Here is a 20,160-nt window from a genome sequence, read left to right as displayed (position 1 = left end):
GTGTGTGTTGTCTTAAGCAGAACGTGATGTTAGCCAGATAGTGAATACGAGAACGATACCTAGGCCAACGGTCCAGATGAGCAGGCCTTCAGCCACCGGGCCAAGAGAACCAATTTTGAATCCGCCGGGGGATACGTTGTATTCCTGAGACTTTAGGTAGGTGATAACGTCACGCTTTTCTTCTGGGGTGATGTTTGCATCGTTAAACACTGGCATGTTCTGAGGTCCAGTTGCCATAGCCTCGTAGATGTGGCTTTCTTTAACACCCATGAGCGAAGGAGCCCATTTACCACGAGTTAGCGCACCACCTGCACCTGCCGCATTGTGGCACATAGCGCAGTTTGCTAAGAAGACTTTAGCGCCGTTAGCAGCGTCACCTTTGGATACGTCGAGGTATTCATCTTCAGGAATTGCGGGGCCAGCACCGAGGGAGGCAACATAAGCGGCTAGCTGAGCAGTTTCTTCTTCGTTGAACTGTACTGGTTTCGCTTGGGCCTGCGGACCTTGCATCTGCAGAGGCATACGTCCGGTTCCTACCTGGAAATCAACAGCAGCGGCACCTACGCCAATGAGGGAGGGTCCGTCTACAGTTCCTTCTGCATTTGCGCCATGGCATGTTGCGCAGTTAGAAACAAAGAGTTTTTGTCCTGCTTCAACCTGTTCTGCAGTGTAGGTGTTCTTAGTTTCTGCTCTTGCTTCGTTTGTAGCCGTGGCAACTGCATAGAGGCCACCGGTGAGGACGAGAGCGAAAAGAAGTAACACGAGGGCTGCAAGCGGATGACGCCGCTTCTGAGAAATTGCCTTCACGTCGAATAGTTCCTTAGTTGTGTGTGCTGAATAATCTGTTGAGCTATGGTTTTCGTTCGTATTTTCTACTTATCGAAGGAAGTAGACCACACCGAAAAGCGCAAGCCAGACGACATCAACAAAGTGCCAGTAGTAGGAAACAACAACGGCACTCGTTGCTTCGTAGTGACCGAAACGTTTTGCCACGTAGGCGCGACCGATGATGAAGAGAAACGCTACGAGTCCAGCGGTCACGTGGAGCGCGTGGAAGCCGGTGGTGATGTAGAACGCTGATCCATATGCGCTAGAAGCGATGGTTACGCCTTCGGATACGAGAGTTGCGTATTCATAAACCTGCATCGAGACGAAGAATGCGCCCATGATGAAGGTTAGAAGGAACCACTCGACCATGCCCCATTCCTTGATATTCATCAGGGAACCGGTACGACGAGGCTTAAGCTGCTCAGCTTTGAAGACACCAAATTGGCAGGTCACAGAGCTCAGCACCAAAACAATGGTGTTAAAAGTAGCTAGTGGGACTTCCAAAAACACTACGTTTTCTGCCCAGATATCGGGGCGTGAAGCACGTAGCGTGAAGTACATTGCGAATAGTCCGGCAAAGAACATCAGCTCAGAACCGAGCCACACAACGGTACCTACGGCAACGTTATTTGGACGGTTGAGAGTCGGATGAGCCGACTTACTTGGGGTTTGGGTTGCAGTTGTCACATAGACATTATGTCTGTAAAACACCGTTCAGACCAAGAACCTAGGCCTTAAAGTAGTAGGTGTGTTGCAAAAAACCCTTATTTTCCGCGGTTTTACAGTAAATCTTTCTTAAGAAGATAGCGACACGATGTCTGTAAACTTGGCGTAACCCTCTCACCATACGAGTCATTTTGTACCAAGAAAAAGGTTTAGCACGTTCTTTGTTCTAGAATCGGGGGTATGAAACAAACACCAATCTCATGGAAATTAGTTCTCAATTCTTTGCAAAAGTCTCAAGAGCTTGAAAAAGAACAAGCGTTATGGGCTATGGATCAGATGATGACTGGCCAGACTCCTGATAGTATTCTGGGTGCTTTTCTCATGGGATTACACACTAAAGGGGAGAGTAGCCAAGAGCTTGAGTATCTTTCTCAAGGAATGTTAGCTAAAGCTGTTCGCCCTAGCATTAGACAACAAGCAGTAGACATTGTTGGAACTGGGGGAGACCAACAAAATACAGTAAACATTTCAACCATGGCCGCTGTTGTCATTGCCGCTAGCGGAGTTCCTGTTGTCAAACACGGCAATAGGGCTTCTTCCTCAGCGAGTGGATCTGCTGACGTTCTTGAGGCCTTAGGCGTTCCGTTGGATTTAAGTATTGAAGAGGTTGAACAGTGCAGTGCAGAGATTGGTATTGCTTTTCTTTTCGCGCAAGTGTTTCATCCTTCGATGCGCTTTGTAGCTCCGGTGCGACGACAGATGGGCGTACCTTCTGTTTTCAATTTTCTCGGGCCGCTTACGAATCCTGCTCAGGTTCTATCGTCAGCAATTGGAGTAGCCCGAGAAGATTTTGCAGAAAAAATTGCGGGAGTTTTTGCTCAACGTAAAAATCATCACGCATTAGTCTTTAGAGGCCATGATGGTTTAGATGAGTTAACGGTCAGCGGACCATCTGATATTTGGGAGATTCACCAAGGGGAGATAAGACACCAGATATTCGACCCTCGTGAATTTGGCTTTGTGTATCATTCGTTAAATGAGTTGCGAGGCGCAGACGCTTCATACAATGCGCAGATTTTTTCAGATGTGATGTCTCAAGAAATCTGCGAAGGCGCTATTTATGATGCGGTTGTTCTTAACGCAACAGCTGGATTGATGGCTTATCAAACACCCGAAGAATTAACGAGTTTTGAGGAACGATTCGATAATGCATTAAACACTGTGAGAGAAACGCTCTCATCAGGTAAGGCTCAGGCTAAACTTGAATCTTGGATTAACTTCAAGAGCTAAACCTTAAACCAAAGGTTAAATAAAAAAGCTTAAGGGTGGGCACACAACATGTGTGCCCACCCTTAAGCTTACGCTAAATCGAACAATTCTTAGGAAAGTCTCCAACGTTTGTGCTTAAAAACTGTTTTCGACAGTAGCAATAGCAAGATTCTCCATCCCACCAAAAAGAAGGCTAGAACAATCGCGCTAACCATGAAGAAGCTCCAAGCTGTTCCACCACCGAAAACTAGCCGTAATAAATGCCCAATCACAACAGTGGAAGCCCACACAGCAACACCGGAGAACAGAGAAAAAGGTCTAGAGTTTACAACTGGAACGAATCGAACAGCTAAGAACCCCAGAAGAAAGGGAATAGCCGTCATAAAAGTTCCAGATAGCGGCTCATGATGGTTGAATCTGCCGATTCCAGCAAAGAGCACAATAAGGAAGATATCAATACCGGTGCTAAGGTGCAGAGGTAAAGAACCTCGAGAGCGAGAACGAGTAGCCATAGGGAAAATCCTTCCACGGGAAATATATACCTGCATTATCTCTCTCACACAGCGCCGTTTCTAGACATCTGCTTGGCCGTGTCCTCAAATTTCACAAAAGGCTGAGACGACGTGTGTATAGCAGTACGAGTTCATGCAGAAAACAGTCACACTAGGATTTCGATTTCTGAAGGCCTCAAAACCCTAGTAGAGGAGTGTAAAATATATTTACTTTACATAATGTAGATTATCGGCGAATCAGAAAGCTGTGGATATCTCAAAATCACTAGGTCTTTCTTGGCCACTGAGAATATAATGAATATGTACAACATAAGGAGCTTTATATGTTCGACTGGTTCGTTTATCACCTCTGGGCCTTCTGGATTTTCGCAGCCATCCTTCTGGCTATCATTGAGATTCTTTCCCTCGATTTCTTTTTCCTCATGCTTGCATTAGCAGCTTTAGGAACATCAGCCTCAACACTTTTTACCGAATCATTCAACATTCAGGTCTTTATCTTTGCTGTACTAAGCATTGTGCTTCTACTTGCTGCCCGCCCAAAACTTATTCATCGACTCAATAAGAACACCCCAAATATTTCCACAAATACCGCAGGACTTATTGGTCAAGAAGTTAAAATTCTTGAAAAAGTAACATCAGATTCAGGTCTTATCGAGCTAGCTGGAGACACTTGGACAGCACGCTCAGCAGACAAAAATAGAAGTTTCTCCCCCACTCAAAATGCTTATGTTTTGAACATTAAAGGAGCAACCGCGTATATCGGCGACCACAAAGCCTAAAACTATAGCCAATAAACGCACCATAGAAAGGTCGTGCATATATTATGCCGCTTACAATTGTCCTCACGTCCCTAGCTGTTCTCGTAGCAGTAATTCTTTTACGCGCAGTACGCATCATTCCTCAAGCTCGCGCAGGAATCGTCGAACGCCTCGGCAAATATCACACCACCCTTAACCCCGGCTTCCATGTCACGGTACCTTTCATCGACAGAGTCTTACCTCTTATCGATTTACGCGAACAGGTTGTATCCTTTCCAGCACAATCAGTAATCACCGAAGATAACCTCGTTGTAGGAATCGACACTGTCGTATATTTCCAAGTCACAGACCCGCAAGCTGCCACGTATGAGATTACCAACTATATCCACGCAGTAGATGAACTCACCTCAGCAACACTACGTAACGTCGTAGGTGGACTCAACCTCGAACAAACCCTTACTTCACGCGACCAAATCAATAGTGAACTACGAGGAGTACTCGACAGCACGACAGGGCGTTGGGGTATCCGTGTCTCACGTGTCGACATCAAAGAAATTCAGCCACCAGCGTCCATTCAAGACTCCATGGAAAAACAGATGCGCGCAGAACGAGACCGTCGAGCTGCGATTCTCACAGCTGAGGGTCAGAAGCAGTCTCAGATTCTCACCGCCGAGGGTGACTCTCGTGCTGCTATTCTTCGAGCTGAGGGTCAAAAGCAGTCTCAGATTCTCACCGCCGAAGGCGACGCAAAAGCTGCTATTCTTCGGGCAGATGGCGAAGCTCAAGCTGTTCAAAAAGTCTTCAACGCTATCCATCGAGCAAACCCATCACAAAAACTTCTCACCTACCAGTACCTACAGACACTTCCAAAACTTGCTGAAGGCGATGCAAACAAGCTCTGGTTTATCCCTACTGAATTAGGTGAAGCCCTCCGTGGATTAGGAAACGCTTTCGATCCAAAGAGTTTCACCTCAGATAATTCTCAAAATGCAACAGAAACATCCGAAGAAAATTCTCCAAAAATCTCGGAGGACCCTATCGTTGAAACAGGAATTATCAAGGTAACGCCCGAAGACCTCAACCCAAATCTAGATAAGCTCAATACCGGAATTGAAGTTCCTACGGAAAATAAGCCCGGCTCACCCTCATAGGTAGAATCATCAAGGGCAAAAGGTCTATAATGTTTCTTTGACCCACTTATTGTGAGTCAGCCTTATCTACGCCCCTATCTGTTTTTCTCATAGAGGTTTAGCCAACACACTTGGAGGATATTAAATGAGCGATCGCAGCCTACGTGGTATGCGTCTTGGTTCGCAGTCGATGGAAACTGAGGCCGGCGTTGAGCCAGCTCCTCGACAGCGAGTTGAATATCGAACAGAAAAAGGTGAACGAGTTTTTGTGACCTTTGCCCAAGAAGCCGATATCCCCCAAACTTGGACTGCAAAATCTGGTGACGAAGCATACCTCGTCAACGGCGAAGGCGACCAAGAAGAATCCCAAGAAAAACCAGTACGTACACACTGGGATATGCTTCTAGAACGTCGCAGCATTGAAGAGCTAGAAGATACTCTCCAACAACGTATCGACTATTACAGACAGCGCCACTCGCTTTCTTAGAAAGCGCACATACCCAAAATGTTGGGGTGTTTCTTCACAGATTTGTGAAGAAACACCCCAACATTTTTAACATCAATAGGGTGTGGTTGCCATATTTATGGCAACCACACCCTATTGGTATCTAGAATAAAATCTTATTTACCTCGCAAAGAGCTAACTAGCTCTTTAGCTTTCTTGTAGCGAGAAGTTAGTCCCCAGCCTGTCACTTTAGTCATTGAGTCAAGGATGATGGAACTGTCCATTTTTGAGGTGCCAATAGCACGTTCAACGAAGGTGATAGGAACTTCAACAATTTTAAGTCCGGCGCTTTCTGCCCGCCACGCAAGATCCACCTGAAAAACATAGCCTTTAGAATCCGTATCAGTAAGCAACAGATGTTCGATCGCATCGCGACGGAATGCGCGGTAACCAGCAGTAATATCGTTGATCTTTGTACCTAAAATAATTTTGGTATAAAGATTTGCGCCACGGGACAAAATCTGACGATGCATCGGCCAATTTTTTGTTTTTCCACCAGGAACATAACGCGATCCAATAGCTAAGTCCGCACCATTTTCAATAGCCTCTAGGAGCAAAGGCAACTGTTCTGGGCGGTGGGAACCATCTGCATCCATTTCAACGAGGACGTCATATCCTTCATTCAAACCCCATTTAAAACCCGCAATATATGCTCCACCTAAACCATCTTTAACGGCGCGGTGTAGTACATGGACATGAGAGTCTTCGGCAGCAATCTCGTCAGCCAGTTCACCAGTACCATCAGGACTATTATCATCCACCACTAAAATATGGCAGGTTGGAACTGCTGCACGAAGTTCCCTCACAACAACAGGAAGGTTATCTTTTTCGTTGTATGTAGGAATCACCGTCAATACACGCATTAGCCATTACTCCTTGTGCGCTTTGAAAGAGCGCTTTGAAAAATTCAGATACCAGTATATAAGTTCTCTTACCTGTCTTCTGGTAGTTTTAGGTGAGCCTAGACCATGATTTTGCAGACGATTTACTTAGTATAAGCTGACCATCAATATACAGTGACGACAAAACCGGTAAATCCTCTGCTTCAAGATGAGGCAAAGAAGGTACTCGGGAACGAGGATCCGTACTCCAGCTTTGCGCTATTCCTTGGGTCTGGGTTGATTCAAGAGAGGCAATATTCCACATAGCGCAGTCTGCTGGAGATGAAGGCACAAGTTGTCCATAAAGGCTTGAGGACTCCCCCAAGCTACGGTACACCGCACGCGTTAGAGCATGAAATGCACCACGTGATGTTACAGAGGTCTCAGGCGTGTTGCGCTCGATGATTTGATGAATTAGATTCCACCCCAAGTTTTTAGGCGTAGAAGACTGTGGATCAGAACCGCAGAAAGTAACAACGCCTAAAGAGATTGCCGCAGATAACGACTGATGGACTTCTTTATCAATATCACTGGTAAATCCTAAAGCAACTTTGTGTTGTACACATTGCATCATAGACTCTTGGCTCAGGGAGCTAACACCGTCACAGCGCACTGAACGAAAACCTAGATATTCTTGCGTTTCTAAATAGCTCAAGAAACGCTGAAAATCATATTCCCCTTCAACTTGTACTGAAAGGTGATAGTTTCTCGAAGATGCACGCTCGAGAACCTCCCAAAACTCTGAGCAGGTGACAGAAAGAGAAATGCGGTCAACTCCCCTAGGCAGAGAATCAATCTCAGCTAAAGAATTAACTTCACAGTAAAGATAGCTACGTACCCCAACACCAGATAACAGGGAAGTCACTTCACTAAAAATATCGGCAGGAACAACATAGGTGACTCCCCCATACCCATGTTCCAATAAACGATCCGTTAACAATTGAGCTTCAACAATACTCGAAACTCGTACCGTCCCTAAACTAAAGGCAGCACACAGAAGACGTCCGCCCATATCTATGCATTGCATCCGATCATCATAAAGAGAACAGGCACCAGCCTCCGACCCCAACCATTCGACACTCGAACCATCAATCAGAACAGCCGTTGCTTCAGGATCAACAGGGGTATGAACTAAACCAGAACGAAATAAAAGTAGAGAAGAAGACACCTTAGTTACAGTCCTTCCACTTCAGTCATAACAACACCACGACGAATCAAACGAATAGCAGCCTCACACTGAGTACGAAGCTGAGCATCTGAAACGCTAACATAAGAAATCTGGTTCAGGACATCAATGATCTGACGCATCCAACGCACAAAATCTCCTGCCGACATATCAGCGTGCTCAAGAACTTGAGATAAAGATTTACCTCTAGCCCACTGATAAGTAGACCATACAAATCCAAAATCAGGTGCTGACGTTACCGGCAGCCGAGAACGGCGTTCGGAGGAGCTCAGACGTTCCCAATGAGAATAGACTTTCTGCAAAGATAACTCGATAGAGCGTCTCGGATATTTCTCTAACGGCGAGTATTCTCCACTCTTCGAATGATAGACCACTGCCGATATGACAGAAGCAGTCGCCGCCGAGTCTAACCCGTCCAAGAAACCATCTTCTAAACAGAGAGACAGCAAAAACTCCCGTTCACCATGTAAACGGCGCAAATTCTCTCCGGCTTCTGTCAAATAATAATCATGCCCGTCATGATACATATATCCATACTCTTCAAGCAGTTTCGTGATGCGTTCAAAAACCTTAGCAATAGTATTAGTCCGGGTATCAATCTGGTGACGAAGAGTTTGAGTCGTAGCATCAAGTTTACGCCAACGTTCTTCCCAGCGAGCGTGCTCTTCCCGTTCAGGGCACTCATGACAAGGATGTTCCCGCACTTGTTGACGTAATTCTTCTAGCTTGTCAGAAGAAGGAAAACCATCTCCTGACAAAGTAACGTCCCGACGAGGAGGACGCCCCTCATACAAAGCAGTTCTCATACGAGATGCAATATCTTGGCGTTCTTTGACACTTCGACCCCGTACCTTACGCGGAATCTTCACATAAGAAATAGGCTCAAGGGGACTCTCAATCTTAGAACCCGGTAGAACTCTATGCTGAGCTTTCTCATTAATAACGTCAATTTCAGGAACGCCATCTCTGCCATCTTGACATTGAAGAACCGTTGCATAACCACGATAACGACCACCGGGCAACTCAATAACATCTCCAGAACGCAAAGATTTTAAAGACTCAAGAGCAACAGATTTTATATAGCTACGACGTCTCTTCTCAAGATTTTTCTTCTCCGCACTCACAGCACGCACTAATTGTGCATATTCAAAGTAATCACCGCGTTCACAGGATAATGATTTCTGATAGCCCGCTAAAGCACGCTCATTTTTACGTACACGCTGAGCTACCCCCACCACAGACTTATCGGCCTGAAATTGAGCAAAGGAGGATTCAAGAGTCTTCTTTGTCTCATATGTACCAAATCGTGCTACTAGATTAGCACTCATATTGTAGGTAGGGCTAAAGGAAGAATCTAAAGGATACGTTCTCTTTGAAGCAAGCGATGCAACGTGATCAGGATCTAAACCACGTTTCCATACCACAACAGCATGCCCTTCAATATCAATTCCTCGACGTCCAGCACGCCCCGTCAGCTGTGTGTATTGTCCGGGAGTAATATCTACGTGGTTTTCCCCATTGAATTTCGTTAACTTTTCGAGAATCACAGAACGTGCCGGCATATTGATGCCGAGGGCAAGAGTCTCTGTCGCAAAAACAACTTTAAGCAGACCTTGTGAAAAAAGTTTTTCCACAACATCTTTATACAGTGGCAACAGTCCGGCATGATGGGCAGCGATTCCTCGCAGAAGACCATCCTTCCAGCTATAAAAATCTAAAGCTTGAAGATCGAGAGTATCAAGATGACGTGTAGCTTCAGTCACGTACTCTAGAATTTTATGTTGTTCTCGGTCTGTTGTAAGACGTACATCTCGTGCAATACAGTGCTTGACCGCGTCATCACAACCATTACGAGAAAAGATAAAATAAATAGCCGGAAGAAGAGCGTTCTTATCTAGGTTCTGGAGTATTTGATAGCGAGGAACCCGCCCCAACGCCACATGTGAAGAACGGCGAGAATACCCAGATTTATAGCCGTGACGTCCACGCCCATAACCACTATTTCGAGAAGAAGTTTTAAGTTGGCGCAGTCTCGGGTTAATAACGTACCCTTTGGAAATTTCTTGTGCAGAACGATATTTTGCAAGACGAGGGTCTTTCTCATCAGCAAAAAGATCAAAAAGTTCTCCGCCGACCATCATATGTTGCAGAAGAGGAACCGGACGATGTTCAGAGACAATAATTTGTGTCTCACCGCGGACAGTATCTAACCAGTCTCCGAATTCTTCGGCATTTGAAATCGTTGCTGATAAAGACACCAAAAGAATATCTTCAGGAAGATTAATAATCACTTCTTCCCACACAGCACCACGAGAACGGTCAGCCAAGTAATGCACTTCGTCCATCACCACGTAGCCAAGTTCTTCTAAGGTGGAAGAATCGTCGTACAACATATTTCGAAGGACCTCAGTTGTCATGACAACAACTTGGGCTTCAGAATTAATAGAGGTATCTCCGGTAAGTAAGCCGATAGCCTCCTCACCATAGATTTTTACCAAATCATGATATTTCTGATTGCTGAGGGCTTTAATAGGAGCCGTATAAAAAGCTTTTTTCCCCTCGCTCAGTGCCCGATGTATAGCGAATTCACCAACGAGAGTTTTACCGGCACCAGTAGGAGCTGCCACTAAAACATTTTTATTCTGCTCAATTGCGATACATGCTTCACGTTGAAAACCATCTAGCGGAAAGTTTAAGGTATGTGCAAAGTCTTCTAGAAGGTCAAAACTGCGATGATCCATCATCTTCTCCATCATTTTTCTGGTGACGTCGTAGGATGGCGCAAAATTTTTCTACAACGTAACAGCCTGTCTGGGTGCAATCAGTGGTATTTTCTATACACTATCGCATCTGAAACAAAGAGGGGTGAACGATTATCGCTCACCCCTCTTTTATTTAAAGATTATGCTTTTATTCTTGTTTGGTAGGTTCTTCACGCCCTAAACGTTCAAGTTCTTCGGCGCTTGTTGCTCTGTTGAGTTCTTCGTCGTTGAGCCCTTGTGCCAGCTTTGCTTGTTTCTTAGCTCGACGTTTATCTGACCATAGGCAGATAAGAATTGCGATAAAGAAGAAAACTATCAAGGGAGCAGCAAGGTAGAACATGGTAGCAACGTCGTTGCCTGGTGCTGTAGCTGCAGAAATCGTTGCGATGAAGATGACGACCCAGCGCCAAGATTTGAGGACGGTCTTGCCTGATAGAAGACCAATGAAGTTAAGACCCACGAGAATGACAGGAGTCACAAAAGCTAATGCAAAAGAAAGCATAAACTTCACGAGGAAGGATATGTATATTTCTGCTGTCATGACGTTTGTGCCGTTACTTGGAGTGAAGGAGGTAAAAGCAGTGACCACACCAGGGAAACTGTACCAAGCAACGATAAGACCCAAAATAAACATTGGGACAGCAGTAAAGATAAAGCCTAAAGCATAGCGACGTTCTTTTTTATAAAGAGCTGGGGTAATAAAAGCCCAAAGCTGGTACAGCCACACAGGTGAGGCAAGAGCAATACCAATGTACAAAGACACTGACACCAACAGACCAAAGCCCGATTGAATGGTGTCATAGTTCAAAGAAGCTAAACGGCCTTCTTTTTGTAGCTCCTGTATAGGAACAGAGATTGCTTCAATAAAGGGCATGTACAGGAAGAATCCAGCGATAGTCGTCAATAAGGTAGCAACCGCAGATTTGATGACTCGGTTTTTGAATTCGCGGATATGCTCCTTCAATTCCATATTTGCTTGAGGATTATTCTTACGACTATGTTCCCGTGCCATTTTTACCCTAAAAACTTATGTCATCATAACCATGTAAACCCGTACCCTCAATACAGAGTAAAGGGGTACGGGTCCACTCAGTTAAAACGGATTTCTTTATTTTGTCTCAGATTCGGTGTTTGAAGGCTTGTTATCAATCACTTCGCCTCTTACGACCTCATCTTCAGAAGAAGCAGTAGGAGTTGTCTCCTTCTTAGAGTCTTTCTTCATGCTCTCAACTTCTGACTTGAAGATGCGCATCGACTGGCCAAGGCTACGCGCCATTCCAGGGAGCTTAGGAGCACCGAAAACTAAAAGAATAACAATCAGTAAGATAATGAGGTGTACAGGGCTGTCAAATAGTCTACCCATGGGAATCAGCACCCTTTCGTGTGTTTCGACGGAGGTCGCCAACGCGTTGTGGCTGACCGAGTATATCTCGTTTCTGTATTCTACGCGAGATTCGTTCTTGTTGACGCTGTTTCTTACCTTGTTCATAAGAAGCGTAGCTCTCAGATACCGGCGTAAAAATAGCCGGAGGAGATGTACGTTTCACTAAACGAGTAGCAGTAGCAGCAGATTCCTCCCAGGTTTTAGCGCAGTTATCGCTCAACCGTAAGAACTCTTCAAAAGCCGAGGCTCCTTTGAGAATCATCCGATAGGCGTGAAATGCCAGCCAAAGAACTGATACCAGAACTAAGACACTCCATAAAACTATCCAAAACCACCAAGGCATATTTCATAGTATATAAACCATTTACAGCTAAAAGTGTAAAAACACTGCCTAAAACACCGTGGAGTTTCCTCAAGGTTTTTTAAAAGGCTTCATCTTGAGTGCAGTCACTCCAGATGAAGCCTTTTAAAATTACTTACGAACGTCCAAAAGATCTACAACAAAGATGAGGGACTCTCCTGGCGCGATAGCAGCACCAGCACCGCGTTCACCATATGCAAGGTCAGAAGGAATTTCTAGACGACGTCGGCCACCAACACGCATGCCAAGCAGCCCTTGATCCCAGCCCTGAATGACTTGTCCGATACCAACACGGAATTCTAGTGGAGCACCACGGTTCCATGAAGCGTCAAATTCTTCACCTGTAGAGAAGGCAACGCCCACATAGTGACAAGAAATAGCGTTTCCTGCTTCAACTTCTGGCCCTGTGCCCACAATCTGGTCGATGATGACAAGCTCTTCTGGTGCACCGTTGGTGGGGAAATCGATTTCAGGTTTTGTGCGGTCAAGTTCTCGTTTGCCGAAAGACATAATAATTCTTCTCCTTAAGTATTAATCAAAACTTTTATTGAGCCGGTGACTCTTCAGGTGCGGGAGCTTCCTGAGCAGGTTGATTCTCTGCTGGAGCCCCTTCATCGGCTTTTGGCTCTTCAGGTTTCGGTTCCTCGTGTGGAGTCTCAGTATCCGTTTTTTCGTCGCCCTTAGATTCTTCTTTATTCTTTGACTCTTCAGCCTTTTTCTGAGCTTCTTCAGCGGCCTTCTGCTGAGCAATAACAGCTTCTGGTGTGGGCATAGCACCAAGAATATCAACCACAAAAACAAGGGCACCGCTAGGAGCACCATTTGCTGGGTTCTCTCCATAGGCCAGATCAGAAGGGATTACTAAAAGTACGCGAGAACCAACTTTATGACCGGATAGTCCTTCTTTCCATCCTTTAATAACGCCGCCTAAAGAGATGTCCAAAGGGTCACCGTTATAGTTACCGTCAAAAGATTTTCCGTCTTCCCAACGGACTCCCTCATACTTTACGTATACTTGATCGGTGCTCTCAACGGTGCGTCCTGATCCTTCAATCAGGTTCTGAGTCACGAGCTCTTTCGGTGCATCTCCACGATCATCTTTAAGTTTGATGACGCCAGCACCACTATCTGCAATCTCAAAGGATTCTAAAGCTTTATTCCAGTCTTTGTGGTCCAGAGCAGTTCCAGTTGCTTCTGGAAGAAGCTTCTGCACTACGGTATAAACTTCGACATTAGTTGGCGAATCAGCCGGAGCAGCTGAGGGGGACTCTCCTGCTTCAGGACTCACCATGTTCGTTGAGTACGAGAAGGAAGAACCGACTTTGTGCTCTGTCAGCATAGAATATAGTTCTGGGGCATTCTCTTTGAGTTTCTCGCCTACCAAAATCATCAATGGTTTTGACTCATACGTTGTGCCGAGTTCTTTAGCTTCTTTACCATCAAAAATTGTTGCTTGTATAAGCAGTGTGTCACCGTCTTTTACAGAATCTCCATTGCCTTCGGAAATAAGGTGAGTTTCAGTTTTTCCTACGCTAAAAGGAGTCGCAAAAGAAACTGACGGAGCAGCTGTTGCATCTTTGAGATCGTAAGACACCTTATCTAGGTTGTTAGCGCTACCACCTGAACAAGCAGACAATGCTAAAGATAGGATGATTCCAGTGGTAGTTAATGCAATTTTCTTAGGCACGAGATATGACTTTCTGTTGGTTATACAATCTATCGCTCGTTGAAGTAACGACACCTTCACTAAAACTGTAACAGTCTCTAGACAAAAGGCGGAGTCCATTGTTGAGCACTATTATGACGCAAAGTTTCTAAAAGAGCCTGTACCTCAGGGTTAGAGGTCTCAAACGGATCCTGGCACACAATATTAAATTGAGGCTTATTATTCAGGCGTAAGTGTACCCAATCCACGGTAAACGGCTCCCCTGCTGCACGAGAAGCACGAATAAACTCACCACGAATTTTAGCGCGAGTTTCTGGAGGAATCATGGTAGCCCGTTGAATACTCTCTGTATCAAGGAATCGTTTCGCTCGTCCTGCACGCGTCAAAACATTGAATACCCCACGATCGGGGTCAATATCGTGGTACGCGAAGTCAAGCTGCACAATACGTGGGTCGCTATACCCGCTAGCACCTCGAAGGATATAAGAATCAAGAAGTTTTTTCTTGATAGCCCAATCAATCTCTGTATCAATACTGCTGTACTCCCCCGTTTCAATGGCTTGAAGAGTACGCTCCCATAAGTCCAGGACATACGGAACATGCTCGTGGTGAGCACCATGGTGTTCAATATAATTTCGTGCAGAATCAAGATAGTGACGTTGCATATCTAACGCACAGCAGAAAGAACCATCACGTAACGGGAATTGCGCTCGACCAGTCAAGTCATGTGACACAACACGTAGAGCAGTTGCTGTATCAGAAATTTCAAAATCACGAAGAGGATAATGGTCTTCTAACATGCGAAGAACAATATCGGTAGAGCCAATCTTAAGAAGTGACGTTGTCTCCGACATATTTGAGTCACCATTAATCACGTGCATACGGCGATACAACGTTGCATCAGCATGCGGCTCATCGCGAGTGTTAATCAGCGGGCGAGCGCGAGTCGTTGCAGTAGAGGCGCCTTCCCAAATGTAGTCTGCTCGTTGTGAGAAAGAATAGCTAGGTTCTCCGGCTTTCCCTAGAGAGCATGGGCCCCATTCTGGTACTCCTTGCGGGTGTACTTTTCCGGCGCCGGCAATGATTTGTCGAGTAATCAGAAAAGGGATAAGACTTGTTGTAAGTTTTGCGAACTCTACTTTTCGTTCAAGTAAGTAGTTCTCGTGTGAGCCAAAAGAGTTTCCCGCAGAATCAACGTTATTTTTGAATAAGTAAATTCTGCCGTGATGGTCTTCTGCTTCTAGGGTGTCTTGTGCTTGATTGACGAGGTCAGCGAAGAGGACCTCGCCTGCTTTATCTTGGGCAATCAAATCTGTGATTGTTGCGCATTCGGCGGTAGCGTATTCGGGGTGAGATCCTACATCAAGATAGAGCCTTGAACCATTCGGAAGAAAGACATTTGTAGAGCGCCAAGTATCTACAACAGGTTTGAAAAGTATTCTTGAGGCTTCTTCTGGGCCGATGGGGCCTAATTCGTCAGGTACGTAGGTGATTCCGTACTCGGTTTCTATTCCGAAGATTCGTTTTTGCATAGTTCTATTCTGTCGATGATGGTGTTCTCAGTTCGTTGAAATCACCAAGATTTTAGGGGTTGTGGGGTGTTTATTCTCCACCTTTTTGGACGAATCCTTTGACGAAGTCTTCAGCGTTTTCTTCGAGAAGACCATCAATTTCTGCTAGGAGGTCATCTGTTTCTACAATGAGGTCTTGGTTAATCGCAGCACTCTGAGACGCGATGTTGATGGGGGTTTCTTCTACAAGGTTTTGTTGTTGCTGCGCTTGTATGCGTTGGCGTTCCAATGTTATTCTCCTTCGTGGTTAAGTTGGTCAATTAGGGTGCTCGCATTATCGACGTTTAGTAGATGTTCGACGCTCTTTTTAGTGTATGCCTTAGGTTCATCTAATCTCAACCGGTGAACAACAGTATCCCAGGGGCTTCTTGCTACTATGGTGTCCCAGTTGGCGCTGAGTATTTCTTCTGGCCATCGACGAATCATCGTGCCTCGTAGATAGGCGCGGGTGTCTTCTGGTGGGTAGTGGCTGGCAAAAGCAATCTGTTCTGGTGTAAATAGCGTTTTCATTCTGCCTAGCTGAACAAGCTTATGGTACAGGCCTTTATGTGGGCGGATATCTGCGTATTGAAGATCGATAGCTTGTAATTTGGGGTTATCCCAGTTAACACCTTTTTGAACATATTGATGTATGAGCTGGTATTTTGCGACCCAATCGAGAGTGTCAGCTAAAGCGAATAGGTCAGTTTCTAAGAGAGTGAGGGTTTTGTCCCACAGTTCTAAGATTTCTTGTGTGTGCGAATCTGGGTTTTGTTCATATTTTTGTGCAGCTTCAAGATACAGTCGTTGAATCTCTATAGCTGTTAGGGATATGCCGTTCGTTAACGGTAATTGCTGTTTCAAGGTTAGATCGTGGCTGACGGTGTGCATTGCTTTGACGGGGTCAGCTAATGCTATTTGAGGGGCTTGATGATTCTCAATCAAGTTCAACACTAAAGAAGTAGTACCAAATTTGAGAAGGTTCGAATAATGAGAGAGGTTGGCGTCTCCGATGATGACGTGTAAACGTCGATATTTATCCGAATCTGCGTGTGGTTCGTCGCGAGTGTTAATCATCGGGCGACGAATCGTTGTTTCTAAGCCGATAGTCCGTTCAAAGAAGTCAGCTCGCTGGGAGATTTGATAGCCAGGTTTTTCAGAAGTTGTGCCGATGCCAACACGCCCAGCACCAGTCATAATCTGTCGTGTTGCAAAGAATGGTAGAAGAGCCTCGGATAGTTCGTCAAAGTCTATATCTCGTCGAACCAAATAGTTTTCGTGCGAACCGTAGGATTGCCCTTTAGAGTCAGTGTTGTTTTTGTAAAGTTGCAGCTTGGGAAGTTTTGTCTCTTCTGCTGTTTCTTCGAGGGTTTGAATGGTTCGTGCAGCGAGGTAGTCTCCAGCAGCGTCCCATAGTACGGCGTCTCGTGGTGATGATGTTTCCGGTGATGAATACTCGGGGTGTGCATGATCGACATAGAGGCGAGCACCATTAGGCAAAATAGCGTTCATGGTGACTGCGTCGGGGTCGAGTCGTTCTGCATATATGCCGGATTCTAAGAGTGCTTCTGCAGCGATATCTTCGCTGGTGAGTACAGCGCTTTGGTGAGTGAGTTGGCTAGGGTGGGCGTGTTGTTCTTCTTGAGTGTTTCCGTAAGCATCTTGTAGGGGTGTTTCAGAGTCGTATTCCCATATTGTTGAGCTATTTTGTGCAGAAAGTTCTCGGCGGAATAGTTTGTTATAGGTATCAACTACTTCGGCAGAAAGCATTGTCGGGTTGGCGTGAGGGTGTGTAGGGGCAATAATCCCGTATTCGGTTTCTGCTCCGATAATGCGTTGTACGCTCACAATAGGCTCCTTTGAGACAATGCTGATGCTAACGCTCCATGATGTTCGGTGGAGAGTTGCGGTGGTTTAGTGTGCAGGTTCGATAGAGATGATTTTTTCTCGGATATGTTGTTGAGCTAATACTTGTTCAATCTCTGACAACGGGGGCATCTCCCGATGCCCACCAAATTCTGTGGTGATAGCTCGGATGATATGTTCTTGTGTGATGCCGCGGGTACCATCTCGTAGTTCATCTTTAATAGCATAGTTTTTTGCGGTATCAACAATATTGCGGATAACTGCGCCGGAGAGGAAATCTCCTCGTTTGAGCCATAGGGTATGGCCGTTGTCTAAGGTGATGTGTAAGTATCTGTTATGTGTGGAATCTTCAAAAAGCTGCTCTAGTGCAACGTTGATGAGGTGTTGTACCATTTCGCTAGTGTTTTGTGCGCCTTGTTGGTCAGTCGCTCCAAGAGGAAGGTCCTCTGTAATATAGAGGCTAAAAATTTCTCGTGCTCCGTGTATGTCGGGACGGTCAATTCTTATTTTGATGTCAAGGCGTCCAGGTCGTAGCACTGCTGGGTCAATCATGTCCTCACGATTGGTTGCTCCGATGACGATCACGTTATCGAGCCGTTCAACACCGTCAATTTCGGTGAGTAGCTGAGGAACGATGGTTGTCTCAACGTCGGAGGAACGACCGGTACCACGTGTTCTAAAAAGTGATTCCATCTCGTCGAAGAAGACGACAACGGGGTTTCCTTCTTCTGCTTTTTCACGGGCAGCGGTGAAAATATCACGGATTTGCCGTTCCGTTTCGCCAACGTATTTGTCGAGAAGTTCTGGGCCTTTGATGTTAAGGAAGTATCCGGTCTTTGATTCGTGAGGGTGTAGGGTTGCCGCCCTTTTTGCAAGGGAATTTGCAACGGCTTTAGCGATAAGAGTTTTTCCGTTACCGGGAGGACCATACAGCAAAATACCGTGTGGTGGTGATAGCTGGTATTGGCGGAAAATATCGGGGTACAGGAAGGGAAGCTCAACAGCATCTTTGATTTGTTCGATTTGGGTGTTGAGTCCACCAATATGCTCATAGGTGATGTCGGGGACTTCTTCAAGGACGAGTTGTTGTGCTTCTAGGCGGGGAACTTTCCCTAGCACCATCCCGATACGTGCGTCGTAGGTGAGGTTATCCCCCACTGAAAGTTCTTGTATTTCTAATGCACCACTGACTCGGGCAACAGTCTTTGTTTGTTGTCCAAAGTCAATGAGCACACGCTCATTATCAAGAACCTCACGTAAAGTAACAACTTCACCATAGTTTTCGTAACCGAGACTGATAACCGCTTGAGTCTGATCATTGAGCAGGACTGTCATACCTGGGGCAAGCGTTGTAATGTCTAATAATGGTGAGCAGGTGATGCGCACTCGCCGCCCAGAAAGCATAACATCAACGTATTCTTCTGCTTCTGCCGGTGTAACGCCCTGTGCAAGGTCGTCATAGGTCATCCGCCCTAAGCTGACAGCTAAAACGATAGCAGAGTTCAGCGGTGGGGAGACTTCTTGGGAGAGGCTCAAACGTAACCGTTCGATTTCAGCTTTAGTTTTACCAAGCGCGAAAACAAGTTTTTGGTTTCGTTCTCCGGCTTCTCGAAGCTGCCGGTCAAGGTTACGCCGGCTGTCTGTTGACACACTGAGCTGACGTAGCACTCTCTCGTAGTCTTGGGATGAAACAGTTTTGTTCGTTGAGTCAGTCATGATTCGTACCAGATTCTGCGGATAGGTCTCTAACGATAGATGAGGGTGCGCCCCCTATCGAATCAGGTTTATGGTGTATGGGTTGTTGATTGTGCAGATTTTTCAGCAAGATTTTGTGCATCTCGTGCTGCCCTGCGTAATTTTCGGTCAGAAACGTTGCGCTCGCCTAGAGCTGCAGGAGTCCATGCGTTAAGGTCTTCTTCTGAGAAATCTGTTTTTGAAGCGCGACGTTTCGGAGCAAGTCGTTCTGCGCCATCAGCAAGGCGACGAGCAGTGATGAGGAACCCAGTATGTGCCACCATACGGTGATCAGGGCGAACAGCCAGACCTTCAACGTGCCATCCACGAACCATAGTCTCATGCGATTCAGGCTCAGTAAATCGGCCATCTGCACGGAGAGCTTCAGCAACTCGAGAAAGCTGCGTTACGGTTGCTACGTAGCAGATGATAACACCGCCTGGTGTTAGTGCTTGTGCTACTGCGTCAAGGCATTCCCAAGGAGCTAACATATCAAGAACAGCGCGATCTACGCTTCCAGGTTCTTCAACGTCGCCGAGAGTTTCAGCAAGGTCACCGAGAGTAATGTCCCACGCCGGATGCGGTCCACCAAACATGGTTTCAACATTTCCTCGTGCGATTTCTGCAAATTCTTCTCGACGTTCAAAAGAGCGGAGGTGTCCGTAATCGCCGATAGCTCGTAGAAGGGCGATAGAAAGCGCACCAGAGCCTACACCTGCTTCGATAACGCGAGCGCCGGGGAAGATATCAGCCATAGTAACGATTTGTCCAGCATCTTTGGGGTACACTACGGCTGCCCCGCGGGGCATGGAGAGGACAAAATCTCGGTAGAGTGGTCGGAATGCTTGAATTTTTAGCCCCGAGGAGTTTTCGATAACGGTTCCTTCGGTTTTTCCGATGAGTTCTTCGTGAGCGAAGAAACCGTGATGAGAGTGGTATGCCCCGTTAGTTTCTAGGGTGATGGTAGTAATCTTTCCGCGTTCGTCAGTGAGCTGTACGCGTTCTCCGGGTCGGAAAGGTCCACGACGGTTGTTGCTTCCAGTGGGGGCATGATCGGTCATAGGGAGTTGTTCTCCTTGAGGTATATAAGGCTCATGAGCTG

20 protein-coding genes are annotated in these 20,160 nt (G+C 46.0%); 4 read left to right on the top strand and 16 right to left on the bottom strand.

The features are described 5' to 3' along the window. Positions 1–12: 12 nt before the first annotated feature. Entirely contained in the window at positions 13–807 is a 795-nt protein-coding gene (locus tag ACN08W_RS03185) for a c-type cytochrome (protein ID WP_419103430.1), read from the bottom strand. A 69-nt stretch (positions 808–876) separates the two neighbouring features. Further along, positions 877–1,515: a cytochrome c oxidase subunit 3 gene (locus tag ACN08W_RS03180; protein WP_419103431.1), complete on the bottom strand. Its 639-nt coding sequence runs from the start codon at positions 1,513–1,515 to the stop codon at positions 877–879. Positions 1,516–1,734: 219 nt separating this feature from the next. On the opposite strand from ACN08W_RS03180, the gene trpD reads away from it, so the two are divergent. Then, positions 1,735–2,784 carry an anthranilate phosphoribosyltransferase gene (gene trpD / locus ACN08W_RS03175; RefSeq protein ID WP_419107354.1) on the top strand — a complete coding sequence of 350 codons (1,050 nt, stop codon included), beginning with the start codon at positions 1,735–1,737 and terminating at the stop codon, positions 2,782–2,784. Between the two features lie 89 nt (positions 2,785–2,873). Here the strand turns inward: trpD and ACN08W_RS03170 are convergent, their stop codons facing one another. Beyond that, positions 2,874–3,275: a DUF3054 domain-containing protein gene (locus ACN08W_RS03170; RefSeq protein WP_419103433.1), complete on the bottom strand. Its 402-nt coding sequence runs from the start codon at positions 3,273–3,275 to the stop codon at positions 2,874–2,876. A gap of 323 nt (positions 3,276–3,598) precedes the next feature. Here ACN08W_RS03170 and ACN08W_RS03165 point away from each other — a divergent pair, with 323 nt between their 5' ends. From ACN08W_RS03165 to ACN08W_RS03155, 3 genes are all read left to right on the top strand, one after another. After that, complete coding sequence (locus ACN08W_RS03165) at positions 3,599–4,054, top strand: NfeD family protein (RefSeq protein ID WP_419103434.1); 456 nt, start codon at positions 3,599–3,601, stop codon at positions 4,052–4,054. A gap of 44 nt (positions 4,055–4,098) precedes the next feature. Further along, complete coding sequence (locus tag ACN08W_RS03160) at positions 4,099–5,184, top strand: SPFH domain-containing protein (protein ID WP_419103435.1); 1,086 nt, start codon at positions 4,099–4,101, stop codon at positions 5,182–5,184. Positions 5,185–5,308: 124 nt separating this feature from the next. Next, positions 5,309–5,650 (top strand): RNA polymerase-binding protein RbpA, encoded by a 342-nt coding sequence (locus tag ACN08W_RS03155; RefSeq protein WP_419101718.1) that lies wholly within the window; start codon positions 5,309–5,311, stop codon positions 5,648–5,650. Between the two features lie 134 nt (positions 5,651–5,784). Here ACN08W_RS03155 and ACN08W_RS03150 read toward each other — a convergent pair whose 3' ends face one another. The 13 genes from ACN08W_RS03150 to ACN08W_RS03090 form a co-directional block, all read right to left on the bottom strand. Beyond that, positions 5,785–6,531: a polyprenol monophosphomannose synthase gene (locus tag ACN08W_RS03150; RefSeq protein ID WP_419107355.1), complete on the bottom strand. Its 747-nt coding sequence runs from the start codon at positions 6,529–6,531 to the stop codon at positions 5,785–5,787. Between the two features lie 88 nt (positions 6,532–6,619). Next, positions 6,620–7,717: a hypothetical protein gene (locus ACN08W_RS03145; RefSeq protein WP_419108780.1), complete on the bottom strand. Its 1,098-nt coding sequence runs from the start codon at positions 7,715–7,717 to the stop codon at positions 6,620–6,622. 5 nt (positions 7,718–7,722) lie between these two features. Further along, on the bottom strand, positions 7,723–10,476 hold the full coding sequence (locus tag ACN08W_RS03140) for a DEAD/DEAH box helicase (protein ID WP_419108779.1): 2,754 nt from the start codon (positions 10,474–10,476) through the stop codon (positions 7,723–7,725). 169 nt (positions 10,477–10,645) lie between these two features. Beyond that, a complete protein-coding gene (gene tatC, locus ACN08W_RS03135) occupies positions 10,646–11,509 on the bottom strand; it encodes a twin-arginine translocase subunit TatC (RefSeq protein ID WP_419103439.1) in 864 nt (287 codons plus the stop codon). Between the two features lie 96 nt (positions 11,510–11,605). After that, complete coding sequence (tatA, locus tag ACN08W_RS03130; RefSeq protein ID WP_419103440.1) at positions 11,606–11,860, bottom strand: Sec-independent protein translocase subunit TatA; 255 nt, start codon at positions 11,858–11,860, stop codon at positions 11,606–11,608. Continuing rightward, positions 11,853–12,224, bottom strand: a complete 372-nt coding sequence (locus ACN08W_RS03125; protein WP_419103441.1) for a hypothetical protein — start codon at positions 12,222–12,224, stop codon at positions 11,853–11,855. Before ACN08W_RS03125 ends, tatA begins: the two co-directional genes overlap by 8 nt. Positions 12,225–12,353: 129 nt before the next feature. Continuing rightward, entirely contained in the window at positions 12,354–12,752 is a 399-nt protein-coding gene (locus ACN08W_RS03120; RefSeq protein ID WP_419107359.1) for an FKBP-type peptidyl-prolyl cis-trans isomerase, read from the bottom strand. 34 nt (positions 12,753–12,786) lie between these two features. Further along, complete coding sequence (locus tag ACN08W_RS03115) at positions 12,787–13,929, bottom strand: FKBP-type peptidyl-prolyl cis-trans isomerase (protein WP_419108778.1); 1,143 nt, start codon at positions 13,927–13,929, stop codon at positions 12,787–12,789. 77 nt (positions 13,930–14,006) lie between these two features. Then, complete coding sequence (gene pafA, locus ACN08W_RS03110; protein ID WP_419103444.1) at positions 14,007–15,440, bottom strand: Pup--protein ligase; 1,434 nt, start codon at positions 15,438–15,440, stop codon at positions 14,007–14,009. 70 nt (positions 15,441–15,510) lie between these two features. Continuing rightward, entirely contained in the window at positions 15,511–15,708 is a 198-nt protein-coding gene (locus tag ACN08W_RS03105) for a ubiquitin-like protein Pup (protein WP_419103445.1), read from the bottom strand. 2 nt (positions 15,709–15,710) lie between these two features. After that, positions 15,711–17,306 (bottom strand): depupylase/deamidase Dop, encoded by a 1,596-nt coding sequence (gene dop / locus ACN08W_RS03100; RefSeq protein ID WP_419108777.1) that lies wholly within the window; start codon positions 17,304–17,306, stop codon positions 15,711–15,713. Between the two features lie 66 nt (positions 17,307–17,372). Further along, a complete protein-coding gene (arc, locus tag ACN08W_RS03095) occupies positions 17,373–19,040 on the bottom strand; it encodes a proteasome ATPase (RefSeq protein ID WP_419108776.1) in 1,668 nt (555 codons plus the stop codon). 68 nt (positions 19,041–19,108) lie between these two features. Then, positions 19,109–20,119, bottom strand: a complete 1,011-nt coding sequence (locus ACN08W_RS03090) for a tRNA (adenine-N1)-methyltransferase (RefSeq protein ID WP_419108775.1) — start codon at positions 20,117–20,119, stop codon at positions 19,109–19,111. Positions 20,120–20,160 lie beyond the last annotated feature (41 nt).

It is taken from the genome of Rothia sp. CCM 9419, assembly GCF_048512815.1.
Taxonomy (GTDB): domain Bacteria; phylum Actinomycetota; class Actinomycetes; order Actinomycetales; family Micrococcaceae; genus Rothia.
Note: the sequence above shows the minus strand (reverse complement) of the source record. Positions and strands in the feature narration are given on the sequence as shown.